Genomic DNA, 19,475 nt, shown 5'->3' with positions numbered 1-19,475 from the left:
TATTTCAATTTATATTTGTAGTTAAGCAATTACGATTTGTTAAGCAAATCCGTGATTAGCAAGGAAATCCTCACTGATACTTCTCGGCTTGCCCGTACCTGTCTCCTGATGTCCCTTACCATAGTGCAACAGATGATCCACATATTTGCCCAAAATATCACACTCAATATTGATGGTATCCCCCGTCTTTTTCACATTTAATACGGTCTCACCAATGGTGTGTGGAATAATGGATACAGTGAATGCGGTCTGTGAAGTATGCACAACGGTCAGACTAATTCCGTCCAGGGTTACAGACCCTTTGGGTATCAGATATTTGAACAGTTGCGTATCATCAGGTTTGATCTCGAAAACAATCGCATTCTGGTCACGTGTAATGCTGCCAATGACCCCAGTGCCATCGACATGGCCCTGAACGATATGCCCGCCAAAACGACCACCTGACAACATGGCTCGCTCCAGATTAACTTTGCTTCCGGATTGCAATTGACTAAGATTGGTATGTCGATATGTCTCAGGCATCACGTCAGCAGTAAAACCGCCACCCTCCAGGGTAGTCGCAGTTAAGCATACCCCGTTTACGGCTACACTATCGCCAATCTTCAAGTCGTTCATGATGGCGGAAGCTCCGATATTCAGGACCATCGCTTCGCCTTTCCGACCTATACGCCGGATCTGACCGACTTCTTCCACCAAACCGGTAAACATGCTACCGCCTCCTTTATTTATTTCGTTATTGTTAATTCAATCAATTCATTTATTCAGGCCAAACCGGAATTCCGCCAATGCTAATATTATCTCCAACTTGCTCAATTTCCAGCTGATGCAATTGAATCGCCTGACTCATGCGCTCAACACCCTCGAAGCGGAAACTGCCTGGTGTTTCGTATCCTCCGACAATTTTCGGAGCAATGAACATGAGCAGTCGATCTACCAATCGCGCTTCCAGCATGGCACCATTCAGAGTACCCCCGCCTTCAAGCAGAATCGAACCAATTTCACGCTCACCGAGCTTGCTGAGTGCACTTAGCAGATCAACACGTGGTCCTGGACCACAACGTATAATCTCCACCCCATAGGCCTCAAGCCGCTCAGCGGCTTTAGGGCTCGCCTCATCCGTTGTAAGCACCCAGGTTGGTGCAAGGCCATCCTTAACCATTTTGGCTCCTACAGGCAGACGTAGCTTGGAATCGACCACAATTCGTACCGGGCTGATCCCTTCCACTTGCAAGCGAGTCGTGAGTTCGGGATTGTCTGCAATGACCGTTTCCACACCAACCATAATTCCTTGATGGCGATGACGAAGCGCGTGTACAATCTCGCGAGCTGACTCGTTAGAGATCCATTTGCTGTCACCGCTACGCGTAGCGATTTTGCCATCCAGAGTAGAGGCCGTCTTCAAAGTTACAAAGGGGAGACCTGTTGTAATGTATTTGATGAATTTCTCGTTCATCCGTCTTCCGCGCTCACGCAGCACTCCAACTTCAACTTCGATCCCTTGTTGACGCAGCATGCTGATCCCTCTGCCTGAGACTTGCGGATTCGGATCTTCGCAGCATACGACGACACGTTTCACTTTCTCATGAATGAGACGTTCACTGCATGGTGGAGTCTTGCCATAATGGCTACAGGGTTCAAGCGTAACGTATACTGTACTGCCTTCCGCATCACTGCCCGCCATGTTCAGCGCATGAACCTCTGCATGACCCGTTCCCCGTTTGAGATGACTTCCGAGGCCCACGATACGTCCTTCTTTAACAACGACACAACCTACTACCGGATTGATTCCAGTCTGTCCTTGTGCCCGCTCTGCCATATCCAGTGCCAGCGCCATATAAAATTCATCATTAATCATTTCCAAGTCCGTTCACCCCACGGTTAAAATCTCAAGTTATAGACCTCCCTTCCAACAGAGAGGCATGTTCCATATCCAATAAGAAAAAACGTCTATCGAAGTACTCCAAGGAAGCCAGACCGCGTTTAGCGGAATTTTTTCTTGCAATATCAAGAGCATCATACTTCGAAGTTTTTACTTTACTGATATTAAAAAATCCCCGTCGAACAAACCGTTCGATGGGGATGATGAGAGACATGTGTCACCAGCAGTACTATTGATACATTGCCAACAACACATCGCCCAAAACTTCATTTCAGGCAAGTGAAAGCAGACACATACCTTAATGAACTTCAATTACAGGTAAAGAGCTTCTATGATGTGGCATATGTATGAAGATTGCCGGAAGTATCCGGATTTCTCCCTGCACAGGAAATGAATTCATCAAAAACTGTACAGCAACACTCCTGCGGAATGCGGTCCCTAAGGACGGCACCCTCTCCTTCTCCCATCCAGACTATACTGTCGGTTCTGGAATTACACCAGATCAGCCATCTGCCACAGGCAGACGGGTCACGGACTTTGCATCAATGCTGGAAAGATATCCTCACATACTGCATCACCGCCGGTAGGGAATTACACCCTGCCCTGAAGGATTCGTTGCGTTATTAATTGGATGTTAGCACTTTAACGTCAAAAAATCAATTGTTTTTTGTTCCTTTTTGTCACATACTAACTTTTAATAAGCTTAAGTGTAAACAAAAACCGCTTCGCTCATTGCGAAACGGTTTACATACGGATATTGATTAAGCTTCTACTACTTCAACAGTTTCCATTTTGTCGCGACCTTCGAAAGCGTCCACGAACTCCATACCTTTGGTTACTTTACCAAATACAGTATGTTGTCCATCCAAATGTGGTTGCGGTTGGTAGCAGATGTAGAACTGGCTTCCGCCTGTGTTACGGCCTGCATGTGCCATAGCCAATGTTCCGCGCTCATGTTTGTTCGGGTTGATTTCACAGTTGATTGTGTAACCTGGGCCGCCTGCACCGGAACCGTTAGGGCATCCGCCTTGAGCTACAAAGCCCGGAATAACACGGTGGAATACAAGACCGTTGTAGAAACCGGAGTTAGCCAGTTTCTCAAAGTTTGCTACTGTGTTTGGAGCTTCTTGATCGAACAAATCGATTACAACTTCTCCGCCGTTTGCCATTTTGATTTTCGCTTGTTTCGCCATATGTAAATGACTCCTTTCGTATTGACCATCGTTAATGGTGCCAGAACGCATGACCCTGGGCCAAGCTTTATAGCACTTTTCTTAGTGTACACTGAAAATGGATTGATCGCAAAATAATCAGCAAGATTTTTTCAAAATCCTGCCCTAAAGATGCAAAAGAAGACAAAAAAGGAGTGTCCTTTTTTGTCTTCTTCATAATAGAGCTCCGTTAGATATCCTTTAATTAACGGGTAACTGGTTGCTTTGCAATGCGCTCAGGCACCAGGTCATTCTGGATGATATCCTGATACGTCTCACGGCGTACGACAACATCGCCTTGACCGTCTTTGACAAATACCACTGCCGGACGACGAATCCGGTTGTAGTTGCTTGCCATAGAGTAGTTGTACGCGCCTGTGCAAGCTACTGCGAGCAGATCGCCGCTTTGCACTTTAGGCAGGTCCAGATCCCAGATCAGCATATCACCACTCTCACAGCATTTACCAGCAACAGATACCGTTTCCTGAGCAGCCTCATTTGCACGGTTTGCCAATACAGCTTCATATTTGGACTCATACAGTGCTGGACGTGGATTGTCTGTCATTCCACCATCCACAGCAACGTATTTACGAACCCCTGGAATATCTTTGCTTGTTCCAACGGTATAGAGTGTTGTTCCCGCTTCACCTACAATGCTGCGGCCTGGTTCAACCCAGATCTCAGGCACAGCATAGCCGATTTGAGCAAAATGATTTTTCACCGCATCCGTGATGGCTTTTACGTATTGTGAAACTTCAAGTGGTGTATCTCCATCAATATAGCGGATACCGAAGCCACCGCCCAGATTAACCACTTTGAATGCCACGTTAAGACGCTCATACACAGCTGCTGCAAACTCAGCAACGCGTTGAACGGCCATTTGGAAGCCTTCAACTTCGAAGATTTGTGATCCGATGTGTGAATGTACACCGAGCAATACCAGATTTGACTGCTTGGAAGCCAATTCAATGGCTTCAAATGCCGTTCCGTTTCCGATATCGAAACCAAATTTGGAATCCGTTTGTCCTGTCGAGATATATTCATGCGTATGCGCTTCAACACCAGGCGTCACACGCAGCAAAATGTTAACTTTGCGATTTTTGTCTGCGGCTACAGCTTGCAGCAAGTGCAGTTCATTGAAGTTATCCACAACGAAGCAGCCAATCTCTGCATCAAGCGCCATTTCGATCTCTTCCAGCGTTTTGTTGTTGCCGTGGAAGTGAATACGCTCTGCCGGGAAACCGGCTTGCAGTGCGGTGAACAATTCACCATCGGATACAACATCCAGGGAAAGTCCTTCTTCCGCAGCAAGGGCACACATCGCCATTACGCAGAATGCTTTACTTGCATAAGCAACCTGGAAGCCCAGACCTGAAGCACGGAACGCTTCCATGTACTCTCTGCAGCGCTCACGAACCAATTGCTCGTCCACAACATACAGGGGAGTTCCAAATTGTGCTTTCAAGTCGGTTGTATCGACTCCGCCAATTTCCAGATGTCCCTGTGCATTTATTTTACTTGTACCATGTAAATACATAATCTGCATTCCTCACTTTTTTATATACTGGAACAGCTGTTATTCCAATGATTTTACACCAGTATATCAAATTAGAAAATGAGAAGAATGGATTTTTCGGCAGATCATTTGTGTTTTTTACTTTTTTGCAGTTCCCCGTCCGGATCATTGTCCATTTTGGTATTGTCACGCGTTTTGTTGATTGAAGGACGTTTTTTATTTTCCAACAGCGGCAAACGGAACAAAAAGTTACCCAAAGCCTTTGCATTAAACGGTATGAATGGCCAGAGATACGAAGAGTTGTAGGAGCGATGCAAGGTGAGAGCCACAATAATGAACGTCGTCCCGACTACGAAGCCAGGGACCTTGAAAATCGCCACGGCCACCAGCAAAAACAACCTCACCAAGCGATTGGCCAATCCAAGCTCATAACTGGGAGTTGCAAACATGCCAATTGCGGCTATCGCCATATACAGTACAACTTCATCCACAAAATAACCCGTTTTCACAGCGATATCTCCAACCAGAATCGCTGCAATCAACCCCATGGCCGACGCGAGTGGCGTGGGCGTATGAACAGCCGCCATCCGTAATAAATCGACCCCAAATTCAATGAGAAGGAACTGTAGAATTAGAGGAAGCTCTGCATTTTTATGTGGACCGATAAATTCCATACCAACGGGTTTAATCGCCGGGTCAATCACCATCAGTAACCACAGAGGCAACAGGAAAAGGGATATCAAAATGCCCCCGAATCGTACCCATCGCAGATAGGTCCCCATAAAAGCGGTCTGTCTGTTCTCCTCCGCATGCTCACACAGATCAAAAAAGGTCGTGGGCAGAATCATCACACTGGGTGAAGTATCTACAAATATGACAACTCGCCCTTCCATCAGATGAGAAGCGGTCACATCCGGCCGTTCCGAATAACGAACCAATGGATACGGGTGCCACCCCTTATTAATAATTGCTTCTTCAAGCTGCTTATCAGCAGCAGGGATGCCGTCGATATTCACTCGTTTGATTTTTTCACGAACGGAATCCACCTGAACCTTGTCCACGATATCGTCAATATATACAACACAGACATCCGTTTGCGATCTGCGTCCGACCTGCATAATTTCAAATTTTAATCCTGGGTCCCGTATTCTTCGGCGCACTAACGCCACGTTGGTCAGAAGTGTCTCCGTAAATCCGTCTCTTGAACCGCGCACCACTCTCTCCAGCGAAGGTTCCTCCGGGGAACGCACCGGATAGCTCCGGGTATCCATAATGATGACAGAACGGTCCCCTTCGACAAACATGGCACTCATGCCTGTGAGGACCTTGTTAATGACGGCGCTCATTTTCTCCACTCGCTCAACTTGAATATGAGGAATGTAACATTCAAAATACGATTTCAACGCGTGTCCGGACACTTGGTCCGGTGTCAGATAAGTTAGCCTTTTTAACACTTCAAGTAGAATCTCATCCTTCGCAAACCCAGTCAGCAGCAGTAATCCAACGTGTTTGCCACCCAAGACCATTTCCCTCATATTCACATCAAAGGACTCTCCAAGTCCCAACACTTGCTGAAGCGTATATTTGTTATCACTCATGCGAGGGGAAATATCGTCGTTTTCCTGCCAATATTCTACCGATTCCTCGATACTGTCAGACATTTCATTTTGCTTCTTTTTATCGTAAGCCTTCTTTTCTTCTTCCTCCTGAATCTCATAAGGAGATTTATGCTTCATCTCTTCGGATGTTGCTTCGCTGGAGTCATGCCCGTCGTTGTCCGATCTTACGTCCATTTCCCATCCTCCTTAGGCCTAACGTTTTAACGCTGGTATACAAAAAAGTCAAACAGTGAACCTGTCATCTTCCCCAAAATCATAGCAAGCAGCAATCCAAATAAATACGATTTCATGCCCAGTCGTTTCGCCAGCACTGGCAGTACATTCAGCACTTCAGTTAGTGCCGCCGCAAGCAGTCCGATGAACACACCGCAAAACAGTCCGATGATCGGGCTGAGCAACAGCGCTCCATGCACTTTCCAGTGCCAAAAATCCGCAACGGTACCAAGCAGCGAACCTCCAATCAAAGCCCCTTCATACCAATGGGTTTTGTCGTAGGTCCGCGTAAGCTGAGCTAGTCTGGGGATCATATCAAGCACGAGAATAAGCGCAATCACACCGCTCCCTACCGCGATCCCCCCCGCAATGCCCAGTACAATGCTGATTGCTCCGTTAAGAACGCTCATCCGCATTCATCTCCCTGCGTTCCTCGTCATGCATACGTTCGGTTTCTTCAATCACCACATACTTGTCTACATTTTGCTGATATAGGAACATTTCCACTTCCAAAGGGGTAGGTTCTTCATTCCACTTTTTCTTGAATAAATGATTGAAAAACACCGCCATGCCAAACCCGATCCCAAGGGAATACGCCACCTGAAACAGATACGGATGCTCATCCCGGCGACCTGTAATCATCTCTACAATTCGAATCTGAACTTCCTGCATGTTTACGTCCGCATGAAAATTCATAATGGTCAATGCTGAGCCAAAGAAAAGCAGCAGCCACACCAGGATGAACAGAGATTTGGAAGGCTTGCCACTTCCCACAACCACCTCAACTAGCGTATGACCCGATCCGATTAATTCAACGGTGACATCTGGCAAGGCACGACGGATCTCGGGGATAATCTGCAATATATCAATGAGGATCAGATTGCCGTCCTCCGGTCCGGGACGCATCAATTCAAGCTCAAGCATCCTCCCTTCCTGTTCTTCGGGAGAGGTGAGCAAGTGAGCTACATCCCCAAGCTTGATACTTCGGCCCCTTTGGATACGAATACGGCTGCGCAAACGAACATAGACCGTTGGAGTGGGTGTCAGGGACATCCGAAACACTCCTTTACTGCGTAATTTAGGTTAGTATTTGAAGAATGTGAAAATTTATTACATTTTGGTTGGAAAAAGGTTGGTTGGACCCTGCGGGCGCTTCGAGATGGATCGGCCATCGGTCGCTGTTGTTCGGGGGGGAGGATACACGCAGACACTCCGACGGCAGACCAACCTTTCGATCGCTGTTGTCTCCAAATTTTCTTGATTGATTTCTACTTGTGTAGAAATTCGGAGACAGTGTAGGCTTTCGAAGTAGCTTTCTTTCAGAAAGCTTTTAGGCGAACGCTTCGCTTCTTCAGGTCTAATCTGCCGCCTTCGTTGCTTATGTGTATCCTTAGACGAGCCCTCACGCTTCGCTCCTTTTGACCGATTCCATCCCTCCGCTGCACGCGTCCCCTTTTTTTCCAAAGGCCTGCAATAAACTTTCAGGGGTGAGGTATGAGGAAAAAAGCATCCAGAAACTCCGATGGCAGACCAACCTTCCGATCGCTGTTGTCTCCAAATTCTTTGGTTTGATTTCTACTAGTGTATGTCTTCAAATTCAGACAACCTATACCATAATGGATGTCAGGGTCCCAAAGGTCTTAATGTTGAGGCTGGCTGATTTTGACGAATTGTCAGACGATTTTCTAAGGAACACAGGACGTCTTATTCGGCCTTTGAGCCCTCTTTTTAAATTGTAAAGAACATCAGACACGTTATTTCCCAAAATCTCCTGAAAAAGAGCTGCAAGCGACTGTTTATCCTGATATAACGTGTCTCAGGTTTCTTAGATTTCTGCGAGCGCTCCAAATCCTTGAATAAGACGCCTCAGATTCGTCAGCGTTTGCTCGTTCATGAAGGACACACTCTCGCACATTAAGGATACAGCTCAATTGCTTACTCTGGACACGCTCGAGTATACTTCGCTTCTTCAGGTCTAATCTACCGCCTTAGTTGCTTATGTGTATCCTTGGGACAAACCCTCACGCTTCGCTCCTTTTGTCCGATTCCATCCCTCCGCTGCACGGGTCCCTTTTTTTCCAAAGGCCTGCAATAATGATGCAGGGAAGACGGTAGTAGAAGATTTTATTAGCTGGATTAATTACAGCTTTTTCTCTTTTACATTTCTTTTATGATTAATTCAAAAAAACAAAAAAAGCCGCTAATTTAGCGACTTATTGAGAGGAGAACATCTTATGGATTGACCATTTCTCTTCTAAACTTTAACGGGGTGATTTGCATGGTTTTGCGAAACTGATTAATAAAATAGCTCGTGCTATTAAACCCAACTTCATAAGCAATCTCGGTAATACTGCGTTCCTGGAGTTGTAGCAGCTCCACGCTCTTTTGGATGCGATAATCGATTACATACTGCACAGGGGTTATCTTCAGCATTTGCTTAAAATAACGGCAGGTTTCCGAGCGGCTTAACTGACCTGCCCTTGCAATGTCCTCCAATTGGATGGGTTCAGCGAAGTGCAGGTGAATCCATTCAACCATGTCCTTCATTCGCTTGCTTCTAATGATTTCGGATGGATCATATTCCAGCGCGTATCCGCTTGTAATCAGATGTTTCCATATCGTCAAAAGGCTTGAAGCCACATTCATTTCGTAAAATGGAGCCTGCTCATTCAGGTCCTTTTTAACATGTCGAATACCGTTAAGGATTTGAGCTCCCCAGGAAAGTTCCCTTTTGATATGAAGATAAGGTAAATTGGTTGCTGAGATATAAGGATGAACATACTTCAAATATAGCTCGGAAGGCACAACAAAATGAGGAGAAACATTAAGGCAAAGATAAATACAATGATCATTCTTACCCTGTTCCTCTGCCATGTGCATACAACCACTGTTGATAAACAGCCCGTCGCCTTGCGACACAATGACCTTTTGATCATTCACATGAAAAAGAGCTTCTCCCTGGACAACCAAAACAAACTGCAATTCATCATGCCAGTGCAAAGGAATATGCCCGTGAACATTACGTACAATCGTGGTTTCATAACATGCCACAGGCAGTGTAACCGTACGATGCTCCGTCAGCTCTCTCCCGTTTTGATCAATCCTGAATTCTGTCTTAAGCATATTTCCTCATCTCAATATAATGATATTTATCTGTGCGATATTGATATTATTATAGCCTATTTCATTTTAATATAGCACTATTCTTATATTTAAGGTGAGGGAACTATCCATGAAAGCATCTATTCAAAGATCTAGAAAATCTGGCCTGTTCTTTGTTCTTACAGGAGCGATATGCTGGGGAATTGGTGGAACGGTTTCACAAAAGCTGTTTCAACAATACGGAATTGAAGTCAACTGGTTTGTAACAGTTCGACTGCTGATTGCTGGTATACTGCTGCTGACGGTTCAGTCCTTCACCACAAGGCGCTCGCAAATTTTCGATATGTGGAAGCAGAAAAAAACAGCCTTGCAGCTAATCATTTTCGGATTACTCGGGATGCTCGCTGTTCAATATACGTACATGGCGTCTATTCAACATGGCAACTCCGCGGTGGCGACACTCCTTCAATATCTATCACCAGTCATGATCATGGTCTATATGATCTGGCGAAAACAGGCTGCTCTGACTAGAAAGGATGTTATATCAGCGATTCTGGCTTTGAGCGGGTGTTTTCTCCTGCTGACCAATGGTTCTCTCTCCCAATTGTCTGTGCCTTTACCCGCAGTTTCGTGGGGGTTGTTATCCGGAGTCACCGCTGCCTTCTATACCCTCTACGCCGTGAAACTGATTGAAAAGTTTGATTCACTCGTGGTAGTCGGCTGGGCAATGATTATCGGAGGTGCTGCACTGAGTCTCATCCACCCACCGTGGAACTTGGACTTTGCCAGCTTGCGTTTGGAAACCTACGGATATTTGGCCTTCACCATTATTTTCGGGACGATGATTGCATTCTGGTTCTATATCGAAAGTTTAAAAAGTTTGTCAGCCAAAGAAACAAGTCTAATGGGAAGTGCGGAGCCACTTGCTGCCGTTGGCACCACTGTTATCTGGTTACATGAACCCTTTGGATTATTTCAATGGCTGGGAACCGTATGTATCATTGGATTGATAGTATTGTTGCAGTCGAATCGTCCCAAACCCATTCAGGCTAACGACAAATAACCTTCCTCGCATATTAATGCGCGATAGAAGGTTGTTAGTTGTCGTATATTGGTAGTTTAACACCAATATTGTTGTCTGCAATCCAAAATCACTGTGCGATCTGGTCGCGGATGGATTGAAGTATTTTTTTCTCCAGCCGTGACACCTGCACCTGGGATATCCCCAGTCTGCTGGCGACTTCGGACTGAGTCTGATCTCGGTAATACCGGAGATATACAATCAGCCGTTCCCGTTCACTGAGACCGCCAATCGCTTCGTTTAGCGCCAGTTTGTCAAACCACCGTTCCTGAGACTCGTCGGCAATCTGGTCCATTAGTGTAATGGGATCGCCATCATTCTCAAACACCGTCTCATGTATGGAGGTTGGCGGTTTGTTCGCTTCTTGGGCAAAAACAACTTCCTCCGGGGTTACCCCCAGCTCCGCGGCTACTTCCTTGATCGTGGGCAGACGGTCCAGGTTTTTGGACAACTCATCCCTTTTCTTGCGGACTTTATTCGCCATCTCCTTCAGTGAACGACTGACCTTAAGGGTGCCGTCGTCCCGCAGGAAGCGCTGAATTTCTCCGATAATCATCGGGACAGCATAGGTGGAGAATTTTACATCATAACTGAGATCGAATTTATCCACCGATTTGAGCAGCCCGATACAACCAATCTGGAACAGATCTTCCGGCTCATATCCCCTGTTCATAAAACGTTGTACGACGGACCAGACGAGTCTGATGTTGCAGTTCACCAGCGTATCCCGTGCGACATGGTCACCCGACTGACTGAGCGCAATCAGCCGTTTGACCTCGGCATCGTCCAAATAGGTCTGTGAAGACTGTTTCACTTCAGCATCCATAAGACCACCAACCCCTAATTATACAATGCTTTCTTGGATTCAATCCTTTTCTTCATCTTGATGGAGGTGCCTCTGCCGGGCTCACTGCTGACTTCGAATTCATCCATGAAGTTTTCCATAATGGTGAAGCCCATGCCCGAGCGCTCAAGTTCGGGTTTGGACGTATACAGCGGCTGTTTCGCCAATTCAAGATCTTCGATGCCTTCACCGCGGTCTTCCACAATGATGGTGATCATGTCATCGCGAATCTCCGCTTGAATGGACACGACACCTTCCGGATTGTTGTTGTAACCGTGGATGATGCTGTTCGTTACGGCTTCCGAAATGACCGTCTTCAGATCGCTAAGCTCGTCCATCGTAGGATCAAGCTGGGAGATGAAGGCAGCAACCGTCACCCGTGCGAACGATTCGTTCTCCGACTTGGCCGCGAATTGCAGATTCATGAAATTTGTCCCCGTTCCTTCATTCATGAGACGACCTCCAGACCCGAGAGAGCAGTTCCCTCATTTTCGTAAATCGGCATAATCTTGAACAAACCCGACATTTCCAGCAAACGATACACTGGCGGATTGACATCACAGACAACCATCTTGCCGCCTTTATTCTTAATGAGCTTGTATCTTCCCAAAATGACACCCAAACCCGAACTGTCCATGAATTGCAGATCTTTCAGGCTGAGTACCAGATGCTCGCATTGTCTGCGCTGGATGGCTTCATCCATCTGCATCCGTACCATGTCAGCTGTATGGTGATCCAGCTCCCCGGATAATCGTACAATCAGAATCCCGCGGTGATGTTCCATTTCCACATGCAAGTTCACGTTTGCTCACTCTCCTCCCTGTCTTGAACAAGGATTTCTACGTTCCCGAAGGCTTTTCCTGCCCCCCGACAAAACTAGAAGAAAACCCCTATTTAACTACAAAATATGTTCAAAGGATGTACGTAACCTGCATAAATCGCCGTTTAATCAAACAGATTGGAGGTTGTGCGTTTGAACAGCTTCCACCAGCCAGCCTTGTCCACATCCTGCGGAGCCTTTATATCAAATTCCTTGATGACTTCATTGCCCTGGTAGACGACTAGCTTACCGACACTCTGACCTGCTTTGACCGGAGCTTTCACTTCTTTGGCCATCAGCAATTCATGACGGATCTCATCCGATTTCGCACCTTTGCGCATCAGCACACTATAATTTTGCGTTGCATTCAGCGGCAATTCGGCAACTTCACCTTTTTCAATTTTCAGACTGCCCAGCAGGTCCCCTGACTTGTACAGAGCTTTCATCGTGTATTGCCCAAAAGCATAATCAAACATCGAGGACACTTCGCTGTTCCGTGTTTTGGTATTCGGTTCTCCAAGTACTACCGCAATTGTGCGCAACCCATCCTTCATCGCGGTAGCCGAGAGACAAAACTTAGCTTCGGAAGTATATCCTGTTTTCAACCCGTCCGCACCGGAGTAGAAACGAACCAGCTTGTTCGTATTCACCAGCCAGAATGGCTTCTCGCTATCTTTACGAAGGTAGTCCTGGTATGCACCGGTATATTTCGTAATCCCCGGATGCTTCAGCAGTTCACGGCTCATGACCGCAATGTCATGGGCGGAAGAATAATGGTTTTCTACCGGCAGGCCGTTACAATTGGCAAAATGCGTATCCTTCATGCCGAGTTCCTTCGCGCGATCATTCATCAGTTGCACAAAGGCTTCCTCCGAACCGGCAAGTTTCTCAGCCATCGCTACAGAGGCATCATTACCGGAAGCCATAGCAATACCTTTTAGCATATCGTCGACCGTCATCTCTTCCCCGGGTTCCAGAAAAATCTGTGATCCGCCCATCGATGCGGCATATTCACTCGTTCTCACTTTATCCGTCAGCTTCAGCTTGCCAGAGTCGACCGCTTCAATGGTGAGCAGCATGGTCATAATTTTCGTAATGCTCGCCGGAGGCAGCTGATCATGACTGTTTTTTTCAAAAATGACAGTGCCCGTATCTGCATCCATCAAAATGGCGGAGCGTGCCGACGGGGCCAAATCGGTTCCACCCGCTGCTTTGGGAGTCTCTTCAGCCAGCGCGGTTGATGCCATCAAGGGCAGCAGGATACAAAGGGTCATGAACGATGCCATTATTCGTTTCTTCACTAGGGTTACCTCCTCAAATGACTTGCTTACTGCATGTTCCATGCATGTACTGCTAATCATTGTCGGCCCGATTGAAGTAAATTATTCCATGTAAAGAATGATTTCCCGAACTTTTTATGTAATCCGTGTGAAACACAAACATACGAGCTGGCACTCACTGAGCAGTTGAGCAGCACGTTTAGGAAAAAAAAGAAGCAACCCACCCAATGAATCACATTAGGTAAATCGCCTCTTCTTATTGATCAGTTACAATTACATTTGTGGAATAACAGCCAGTACAAGGGCCAGGAACGATTCACGAACACGCTCTGTCGTCTCCATTACCTCATCATGGGACAACGGCTGGTCCAGAATGCCGGCAGCCATGTTGCTGATACAAGAGATACCGAGTACTTCCAGGCCGGCGTGGCGTGCTACGATAACCTCAGAAACGGTAGACATGCCGACAGCATCCGCACCCAGCGTACGCAGCATCACGATCTCAGCCGGTGTCTCGTAGTTTGGACCGAGCATACCTGCGTATACACCTTCACGTACATCAAAACCTTGTGACGCGGCTGTATCCTTCGCCAGCGCACGCAGACGACGGCTGTATGCTTCGGACAGATCCGGGAAGCGAACTCCCAGTGCGGAGTCATTCGGTCCGATTAACGGATTCTTGCCTGTGAGATTCAGATGATCCGAGATCAGCATCAGGTCACCAGCTTCATATGAGGTATTCACTCCACCTGCAGCGTTCGTTACGAGCAAGGAAGTTACACCCAATTCTTTCATAACTCGCACCGGGAAGGCAGTAAGTTCAGGACCATATCCTTCGTACATGTGGAAACGACCCTTCATCATCACGACCGGACGGCCTTTGATGGTTCCCACCAGCAATTCACCTTCATGTCCCTCTACTGTGGACACCGGAAAATGCGGAATATCCTGATAAGCGATGCTGACGCCATCTTCAATCAATTCTGCCAAAATGCCAAGTCCTGAACCTAAAATCAAACCGACTTCCGGTTTAATCGTACTTTTGCTTTGGATATAAGATGCCGCTTCCAAAATCATCTGTTGGTTTAATGCTGTCATAAGATGTTCCCCCTTGAGTTGAAACGATCCGTCTGTATCCGCAAATGGTATCAATCCAAACTACGCGCTAACTACACGCTGAAATGATGCATTTGCTTATGTATAACGGCGTTTAAATGTGTTTAATTTATTTTATCCTAATTCGGACTATTGTTCTGCTTTTTTTCAGATTTGTAACCAAGTACAAACTATTTTGCCCGCGGATGATGAGATTCATAAATCTCTTTCATCGTTTTGCGGCCATGATGCCCATACTGTTGCCCAGGTTGCTCCACATGACCGAGCATGTCCTGCACCGCACGCGTATCTGCCCCACTGGCAATCAGGTGAGCCGCAAAGGAATGACGCAGCGTATGTGGTGTGATTTCACCCGAGATTCCCGCATCCATCGCTGCTTTTTTGAGCAGCTTCCAGAAGCCCTGCCGGGTTAATCGTCTACCAGACACGTTGACAAAGAGAGCCTGCTCGTCCGTCTCATTTTTGATTAGCCGATTGCGGTACTCATTCACATAAACACTTGCCCACTCTGCTGCTGGTGCACCGATTGGCAAAATTCGTTCTTTACCAGCACCTCCACAGCGAATAAAGCGCATGCCTGGCTGTACGTCCCGCACATCCAGTGCAATCAGTTCGGATACACGAATGCCTGTCGCATACAATAATTCCAGCATGGCCCGGTCACGCACCCCTTGCGGTGAATGAGTATCAGGGGACGCGAGCAGTAACTCGATCTCTTGGATGGTTAACACCTGCGGCGGTGTCTTGTCTGCTTTTGGAGCCTCCACATCAAACGTAGGGTCCTGTAATATGTCACCACGCCGCATCAAAAAATGAAAATAGGAGCGCAGGGATACGACGCTGCGGGCAATGGTTGCATTCGCACGTCCTGCCTGTTTCAGCTGGCCTATAAACAGGATAACATGCGTCCGGCGCACCTGCTCCGCTTCCCGGATACCGTATTCTTTATCCGCAAATTCGATGAACTTGTCCACGTCCCGAAGATACGATTCCAGCGTGCTGCTCGACATCCCTTTATCCTCTTCCAAGTATAAGGCATAGGCGTGTATCGTCTGCTTCATGCACAACGCTCCTCATCTGACAGGACTGCCACACGGGCAACCTGCTTCCGTATTTGCATCCCTGGCTGTCCAGCTACTCTCCGTACCAATAGAATAAACGGAGACGCTCTGCCATCGTAGGACGTCCTTCCCCGTTACTTGGCCATACCGTTTCCTGAAATACTTTAACCGCATTTCCTGTTGGCATCTGATATTGGTCCACAGGTGAGATCCATCCGTTGAACAAATCCAGGACATGATAGAACAGATAAACTAATGCAGCAAAAAATACAATAAATCGAATAAAACGGAGTCCTCTCCGCAGCGATATAATCATGGGTTGTACCCCTTTCTGGTTCATATCCGACTCGTCTAGAATCAGGGTATGTTAACGAACGCAGGAATATGACATTCAGGGTAAACCTCACATCACACGCTGGACCAAAAAAGCTCTCCCGTCAAAACCGCCGGTGAGAGCTTGAAGATATGCTATGTTATTCTTCATCTTTGGGCTTCTGGTCATTTTTAGCTTTGCAACGGTAACAAATTCCATGGAAATCCAGTCGGTGATCTACTACCGAAAAGTTAAATTCCCGCTCCAGTCGCTCTTCAAGCGGTCCAAGCCAGTCTTCACGTATTTCATCCATACTTCCGCATTGAACACAGATTAAGTGATGATGGTGATGCTTGGATGTATCTCCGCGTAGATCATAACGCGCTACACCGTCGCCGAAGTTGATTTTCTCTACAACATGCAGCTCACTCAGCAGTTCGAGGGTACGGTACACGGTTGCCAGACCGATTTCGGGAGCCTTTTCTTTCACGAGCATGAATACGTCTTCTGCGCTCAGATGATCTTCTTCATTCTCAAGAAGTACTCTTACGGTGGCTTCCCGCTGGGGCGTTAATTTATATCCTTGGGACTGTAGTTGCTGCTTAATTTTATCGATCCGTGCTTCCATTTTCTCCCTCCCCCTAGGAAATCACTGCACACTGCAACTTAACCCACTTCTTTCATTATAGGGGGAGTGCATAATTAAAGTCAACATTTTACACGATCACGCGCAATGCTAAGCCGGTAGCAGCATCGGTGTGACCCAGCGCATCATCGCAGGTGTAACCCATGTTTCAAATGACGCAACCCCTAACAGCAGCGCTGCCATAACGAGAGTTAACACCATATATGAAGCAAAAGGCTTCTGACGGCCTGGCGTCCGCTGCATCAGCACACGGTTCCGAATAATGTATAAGGAAAAGGTCATGGCCGACACACTGCAAATGAGCAGTACCGGAATCACGAATAAATTATGAGGCGCAATGGAAACCAGGGCAAATAACAGCCCTTTCCATGAATACTGTCCAACAAGGTAACCCACTGTAAAACCAATGAGCACTCCTTTCAGAAAATCCAGAACCAATATGCCCGGCAGGCCGATGACCGATAAACCCAGAATGAAGATCAGGCCCACCCACTTTAGGTGAAGCATGGCAATGTCCCAATAGGTTCCGGTCTCAGTCACCTGTCCGCTGTGCTGTACCGTCATGAAGAAGTTACCGAGGTACCCCTCCAGATCCTGGCGCTGTTCAAGAGATAGGGCATTGACCATCAGGGCGCCAAAAATGACACCGACCAGAAACAAGACAGCCACGAATACATATAAAGAGGTTTGGCCTTTGAATGTGAAGTAGGCAGAACGCATACAGGTTCGGGTCCCCTTTCCGGTTATCATGCTGCAAGGATGTCGAGTGAAATCCTTATAGTCATTCTTATGAACCGGAATGCACACGTATGACTTCTTGTCCAGATTCCACTTCCTTCTCCGTGACAAAATGTCGTTCCCGACCAAATGATGCGAACTCACTTTACGGGGTCTATCGCAAACCTCTCTACTCCTTGCTGGACACCTTTCCGTAAGTGCCCCCACCACCAGATGACAATTCAAGTTGACCATTCCGCGCAGCAACGATAAGACCTGCAAGAACCGGTCCAACGACCTCTGCAAGTTCATCCTCGCTTGTACGATGTAATACGTTCATTTCCGTACCAAAGCGATCCAGCAGCTGGCGCAGTTTGGCTTTCCCCAAACCCGGGATGAATTCGAGCGGTACCTGATAGTGATAAGCAGGTCGGGTTGCGGGAACCTGAGGACTCTCCCGATCCGCGATTGCCAGTATGCGATCGAGTACACCCTGCACAAGCTTCACACTGCCACAATATGGACAACGTTCTGCCGACATCGCATGCTCGTCCATAATGCTTCCACAGGATGCACAATAGGTTCGGTGGTATTTTCCAAGTCTTGGATTCAAACCGTAATTGGCCGTAATGCTTCTGCCTGCTTGTCCTTTAAGTGCCATGTTGAATTCGTCAAAGGAAGGCTTCTCGAGTTGTAACTGGTTGTACTCCCGGCCAATCTTGCCCAGAGAATGAGCATCCGAGTTCGTTAGAAAAGGAACTTGATCCAGTTCCCGAATATAACTGGCCATGGATGAATCGGAGCTTAGCCCAAGCTCAACCGCATCGATCAGGCTCGTATCCAGCACATCAGCCATACGAGGAGCTGTGCTGCCATATATGCCTTTATGCGGGGTAAACGCATGCGCTGGCACAATAAGCCCGCCACGCGCCTTTATCTCGCCCTGCATCTCAAGCGCAGGTACATATACCCGCTGTGAGCTCAGGTTCACATTTTTCATATAACGTTTCATCCAGTCCGTGAAGGACTTCATGGTTTTCAGATCACGGAAGTAGGCCAGCATATGGAACTCCCGCATTCCTGGCTCACGCAGTTCTAATTCCGTACCCAGCAGGATGGTTGTGTCCTGATACGCAATGCCTCCTCCCTCAAGCTCGGACATCGTGCCGTTCTCAAGCAGCTGTTCAATGTCCATCTGCACAACCGGGGAGTGGCAATCAATGACGCCGAGTAGGTGGATTCCTTTGCGATCCGAGGCTTCTCTAGCAATGTTCTCAAATGTCAGATCACGGCTGCCACTGATTTTAACAGCTTCACCGCGCGAAGTTCGCCCAATGTGAATATGGAGGTCAGCATAACAAGGCCCCCACCCTGCAGACGCTGTCTGCTGCTCATTCATCATTAAAACCGTCCTGTCGTTCTGTAAAGATCCCATGCATACACTGCCATCATCGTTTTGGCATCACTGATCCGATTCTGATCCATCAACTGATAAGCCTCTTCAATTGTAATCTCGGACACTTCAAGAAATTCATCTTCGTCCAAAGCCATGTCTCCTGCTTCGAGCTCCTCGGCGATGTACAGATGAATGATCTCATCCGCGAATCCTGGCGAAGTGTAAAACGAACGCAAATGCCGCAGTGATTTGGCTACATAACCAGTCTCTTCGCGCAATTCACGCGCTGCTGCCACTTCAGGTTCTTCTCCCGGGTCCAGCTTGCCTGCCGGAATCTCGACTTCGGTACGTCCCATAGCCTGACGATACTGATCAACGACCAGCATACGATCGCCATTCAGCGCGAGGACAGCTACCGCTCCAGGGTGACGGATGATCTCACGGGTAGCGGTCTGACCGTTAGGCAGCTTGACCGTGTCGACCTGAAGGGAAATGACTTTGCCCTCGAAGATGGGCTTTGTCGATATCGTCTCTTCGTCCAGTTTTGGATTGGCAGGATGTTTAGGATTGGTTGGGTTCATCTGTTCTTCAACTCCACTTCTTCGAATTTTGGTTCTCTTTATACGTATAAACCTTTGTTTTTTGGCATATGGTGAGCTTA

Annotated in this window: 20 protein-coding genes and 1 riboswitch; of the genes, 1 reads left to right on the top strand and 19 read right to left on the bottom strand. The window is 47.3% G+C overall.

Annotated features, from left to right (window positions below; all coding sequences use genetic code 11):
* Nucleotides 1-39: 39 nt before the first annotated feature.
* The 8 genes from ribE to HW560_RS17140 all read right to left on the bottom strand — a co-directional run bounded on the left by ribE (nt 40) and on the right by HW560_RS17140 (nt 9,561).
* Nucleotides 40-708, bottom strand: a complete 669-nt coding sequence (gene ribE, locus HW560_RS17175) for a riboflavin synthase (protein ID WP_090900696.1) — start codon at nt 706-708, stop codon at nt 40-42.
* Nucleotides 709-757: 49 nt separating this feature from the next.
* On the bottom strand, nt 758-1,861 hold the full coding sequence (gene ribD, locus HW560_RS17170) for a bifunctional diaminohydroxyphosphoribosylaminopyrimidine deaminase/5-amino-6-(5-phosphoribosylamino)uracil reductase RibD (RefSeq protein WP_179264036.1): 1,104 nt from the start codon (nt 1,859-1,861) through the stop codon (nt 758-760).
* Between the two features lie 469 nt (nt 1,862-2,330).
* Nucleotides 2,331-2,494: riboswitch (FMN riboswitch) on the bottom strand.
* A gap of 146 nt (nt 2,495-2,640) precedes the next feature.
* Entirely contained in the window at nt 2,641-3,072 is a 432-nt protein-coding gene (locus tag HW560_RS17165) for a peptidylprolyl isomerase (RefSeq protein WP_024630947.1), read from the bottom strand.
* A gap of 223 nt (nt 3,073-3,295) precedes the next feature.
* A complete protein-coding gene (gene lysA / locus HW560_RS17160) occupies nt 3,296-4,627 on the bottom strand; it encodes a diaminopimelate decarboxylase (RefSeq protein WP_090900699.1) in 1,332 nt (443 codons plus the stop codon).
* 104 nt (nt 4,628-4,731) lie between these two features.
* On the bottom strand, nt 4,732-6,342 hold the full coding sequence (locus tag HW560_RS17155) for a spore germination protein (RefSeq protein WP_090902520.1): 1,611 nt from the start codon (nt 6,340-6,342) through the stop codon (nt 4,732-4,734).
* Between the two features lie 83 nt (nt 6,343-6,425).
* On the bottom strand, nt 6,426-6,848 hold the full coding sequence (locus HW560_RS17150; protein ID WP_063565738.1) for a stage V sporulation protein AB: 423 nt from the start codon (nt 6,846-6,848) through the stop codon (nt 6,426-6,428).
* Nucleotides 6,835-7,491 carry a stage V sporulation protein AA gene (locus tag HW560_RS17145; RefSeq protein ID WP_090900702.1) on the bottom strand — a complete coding sequence of 219 codons (657 nt, stop codon included), beginning with the start codon at nt 7,489-7,491 and terminating at the stop codon, nt 6,835-6,837. The genes HW560_RS17150 and HW560_RS17145 overlap by 14 nt, the downstream gene beginning before the upstream one ends.
* 1,179 nt (nt 7,492-8,670) lie before the next feature.
* Nucleotides 8,671-9,561 (bottom strand): AraC family transcriptional regulator, encoded by an 891-nt coding sequence (locus tag HW560_RS17140; RefSeq protein ID WP_090900705.1) that lies wholly within the window; start codon nt 9,559-9,561, stop codon nt 8,671-8,673.
* Nucleotides 9,562-9,670: 109 nt separating this feature from the next.
* On the opposite strand from HW560_RS17140, the gene HW560_RS17135 reads away from it, so the two are divergent.
* Entirely contained in the window at nt 9,671-10,603 is a 933-nt protein-coding gene (locus HW560_RS17135) for a DMT family transporter (RefSeq protein ID WP_179264034.1), read from the top strand.
* An 88-nt stretch (nt 10,604-10,691) separates the two neighbouring features.
* Here the strand turns inward: HW560_RS17135 and sigF are convergent, their stop codons facing one another.
* The 11 genes from sigF to HW560_RS17080 form a co-directional block, all read right to left on the bottom strand.
* Entirely contained in the window at nt 10,692-11,447 is a 756-nt protein-coding gene (sigF, locus tag HW560_RS17130) for an RNA polymerase sporulation sigma factor SigF (RefSeq protein ID WP_109998526.1), read from the bottom strand.
* 14 nt (nt 11,448-11,461) lie between these two features.
* Entirely contained in the window at nt 11,462-11,917 is a 456-nt protein-coding gene (gene spoIIAB, locus HW560_RS17125; RefSeq protein ID WP_062324397.1) for an anti-sigma F factor, read from the bottom strand.
* Nucleotides 11,914-12,267 carry an anti-sigma F factor antagonist gene (gene spoIIAA, locus HW560_RS17120; protein ID WP_036663380.1) on the bottom strand — a complete coding sequence of 118 codons (354 nt, stop codon included), beginning with the start codon at nt 12,265-12,267 and terminating at the stop codon, nt 11,914-11,916. The genes spoIIAB and spoIIAA overlap by 4 nt, the downstream gene beginning before the upstream one ends.
* 143 nt (nt 12,268-12,410) lie before the next feature.
* Nucleotides 12,411-13,532, bottom strand: coding sequence for a D-alanyl-D-alanine carboxypeptidase family protein (locus HW560_RS17115; protein WP_256222220.1), 1,122 nt, complete (start codon nt 13,530-13,532; stop codon nt 12,411-12,413).
* A 306-nt stretch (nt 13,533-13,838) separates the two neighbouring features.
* Nucleotides 13,839-14,663, bottom strand: a complete 825-nt coding sequence (locus tag HW560_RS17110; RefSeq protein ID WP_090900713.1) for a purine-nucleoside phosphorylase — start codon at nt 14,661-14,663, stop codon at nt 13,839-13,841.
* Nucleotides 14,664-14,851: 188 nt separating this feature from the next.
* On the bottom strand, nt 14,852-15,742 hold the full coding sequence (locus HW560_RS17105; protein ID WP_179264032.1) for a tyrosine recombinase: 891 nt from the start codon (nt 15,740-15,742) through the stop codon (nt 14,852-14,854).
* A gap of 73 nt (nt 15,743-15,815) precedes the next feature.
* Nucleotides 15,816-16,058 (bottom strand): DUF4227 family protein, encoded by a 243-nt coding sequence (locus tag HW560_RS17100; RefSeq protein ID WP_024630960.1) that lies wholly within the window; start codon nt 16,056-16,058, stop codon nt 15,816-15,818.
* 157 nt (nt 16,059-16,215) lie between these two features.
* Nucleotides 16,216-16,683 carry a ferric iron uptake transcriptional regulator gene (locus HW560_RS17095; RefSeq protein ID WP_024630961.1) on the bottom strand — a complete coding sequence of 156 codons (468 nt, stop codon included), beginning with the start codon at nt 16,681-16,683 and terminating at the stop codon, nt 16,216-16,218.
* Between the two features lie 108 nt (nt 16,684-16,791).
* On the bottom strand, nt 16,792-17,421 hold the full coding sequence (spoIIM, locus tag HW560_RS17090) for a stage II sporulation protein M (protein WP_179264030.1): 630 nt from the start codon (nt 17,419-17,421) through the stop codon (nt 16,792-16,794).
* Nucleotides 17,422-17,608: 187 nt separating this feature from the next.
* Nucleotides 17,609-18,820 (bottom strand): endonuclease Q family protein, encoded by a 1,212-nt coding sequence (locus HW560_RS17085; RefSeq protein WP_257031348.1) that lies wholly within the window; start codon nt 18,818-18,820, stop codon nt 17,609-17,611.
* Nucleotides 18,820-19,395: an NUDIX domain-containing protein gene (locus HW560_RS17080; RefSeq protein WP_090900720.1), complete on the bottom strand. Its 576-nt coding sequence runs from the start codon at nt 19,393-19,395 to the stop codon at nt 18,820-18,822. The genes HW560_RS17085 and HW560_RS17080 overlap by 1 nt, the downstream gene beginning before the upstream one ends.
* Nucleotides 19,396-19,475 lie beyond the last annotated feature (80 nt).

The sequence above is a fragment of the Paenibacillus sp. E222 genome (genome assembly GCF_013401555.1).
Classification (GTDB): domain Bacteria; phylum Bacillota; class Bacilli; order Paenibacillales; family Paenibacillaceae; genus Paenibacillus.
This window is presented reverse-complemented; position numbering and strand designations above follow the sequence as displayed.

What these genes read in the sequence shown, in the direction of transcription:
- ribE (WP_090900696.1), bottom strand. Translation starts at nt 708, where the DNA reads ATGTTTACCGGTTTGGTGGAAGAAGTCGGTCAGATCCGGCGTATAGGT.
- HW560_RS17165 (WP_024630947.1), bottom strand. Translation starts at nt 3,072, where the DNA reads ATGGCGAAACAAGCGAAAATCAAAATGGCAAACGGCGGAGAAGTTGTA.
- lysA (WP_090900699.1), bottom strand. Translation starts at nt 4,627, where the DNA reads ATGTATTTACATGGTACAAGTAAAATAAATGCACAGGGACATCTGGAA.
- HW560_RS17155 (WP_090902520.1), bottom strand. Translation starts at nt 6,342, where the DNA reads ATGAAGCATAAATCTCCTTATGAGATTCAGGAGGAAGAAGAAAAGAAG.
- HW560_RS17150 (WP_063565738.1), bottom strand. Translation starts at nt 6,848, where the DNA reads ATGAGCGTTCTTAACGGAGCAATCAGCATTGTACTGGGCATTGCGGGG.
- HW560_RS17145 (WP_090900702.1), bottom strand. Translation starts at nt 7,491, where the DNA reads ATGTCCCTGACACCCACTCCAACGGTCTATGTTCGTTTGCGCAGCCGT.
- HW560_RS17140 (WP_090900705.1), bottom strand. Translation starts at nt 9,561, where the DNA reads ATGCTTAAGACAGAATTCAGGATTGATCAAAACGGGAGAGAGCTGACG.
- HW560_RS17135 (WP_179264034.1), top strand. Translation starts at nt 9,671, where the DNA reads ATGAAAGCATCTATTCAAAGATCTAGAAAATCTGGCCTGTTCTTTGTT.
- sigF (WP_109998526.1), bottom strand. Translation starts at nt 11,447, where the DNA reads ATGGATGCTGAAGTGAAACAGTCTTCACAGACCTATTTGGACGATGCC.
- spoIIAB (WP_062324397.1), bottom strand. Translation starts at nt 11,917, where the DNA reads ATGAATGAAGGAACGGGGACAAATTTCATGAATCTGCAATTCGCGGCC.
- HW560_RS17115 (WP_256222220.1), bottom strand. Translation starts at nt 13,532, where the DNA reads ATGGCATCAACCGCGCTGGCTGAAGAGACTCCCAAAGCAGCGGGTGGA.
- HW560_RS17110 (WP_090900713.1), bottom strand. Translation starts at nt 14,663, where the DNA reads ATGACAGCATTAAACCAACAGATGATTTTGGAAGCGGCATCTTATATC.
- HW560_RS17105 (WP_179264032.1), bottom strand. Translation starts at nt 15,742, where the DNA reads ATGAAGCAGACGATACACGCCTATGCCTTATACTTGGAAGAGGATAAA.
- HW560_RS17100 (WP_024630960.1), bottom strand. Translation starts at nt 16,058, where the DNA reads ATGATTATATCGCTGCGGAGAGGACTCCGTTTTATTCGATTTATTGTA.
- HW560_RS17095 (WP_024630961.1), bottom strand. Translation starts at nt 16,683, where the DNA reads ATGGAAGCACGGATCGATAAAATTAAGCAGCAACTACAGTCCCAAGGA.
- spoIIM (WP_179264030.1), bottom strand. Translation starts at nt 17,421, where the DNA reads ATGCGTTCTGCCTACTTCACATTCAAAGGCCAAACCTCTTTATATGTA.
- HW560_RS17085 (WP_257031348.1), bottom strand. Translation starts at nt 18,820, where the DNA reads ATGATGAATGAGCAGCAGACAGCGTCTGCAGGGTGGGGGCCTTGTTAT.
- HW560_RS17080 (WP_090900720.1), bottom strand. Translation starts at nt 19,395, where the DNA reads ATGAACCCAACCAATCCTAAACATCCTGCCAATCCAAAACTGGACGAA.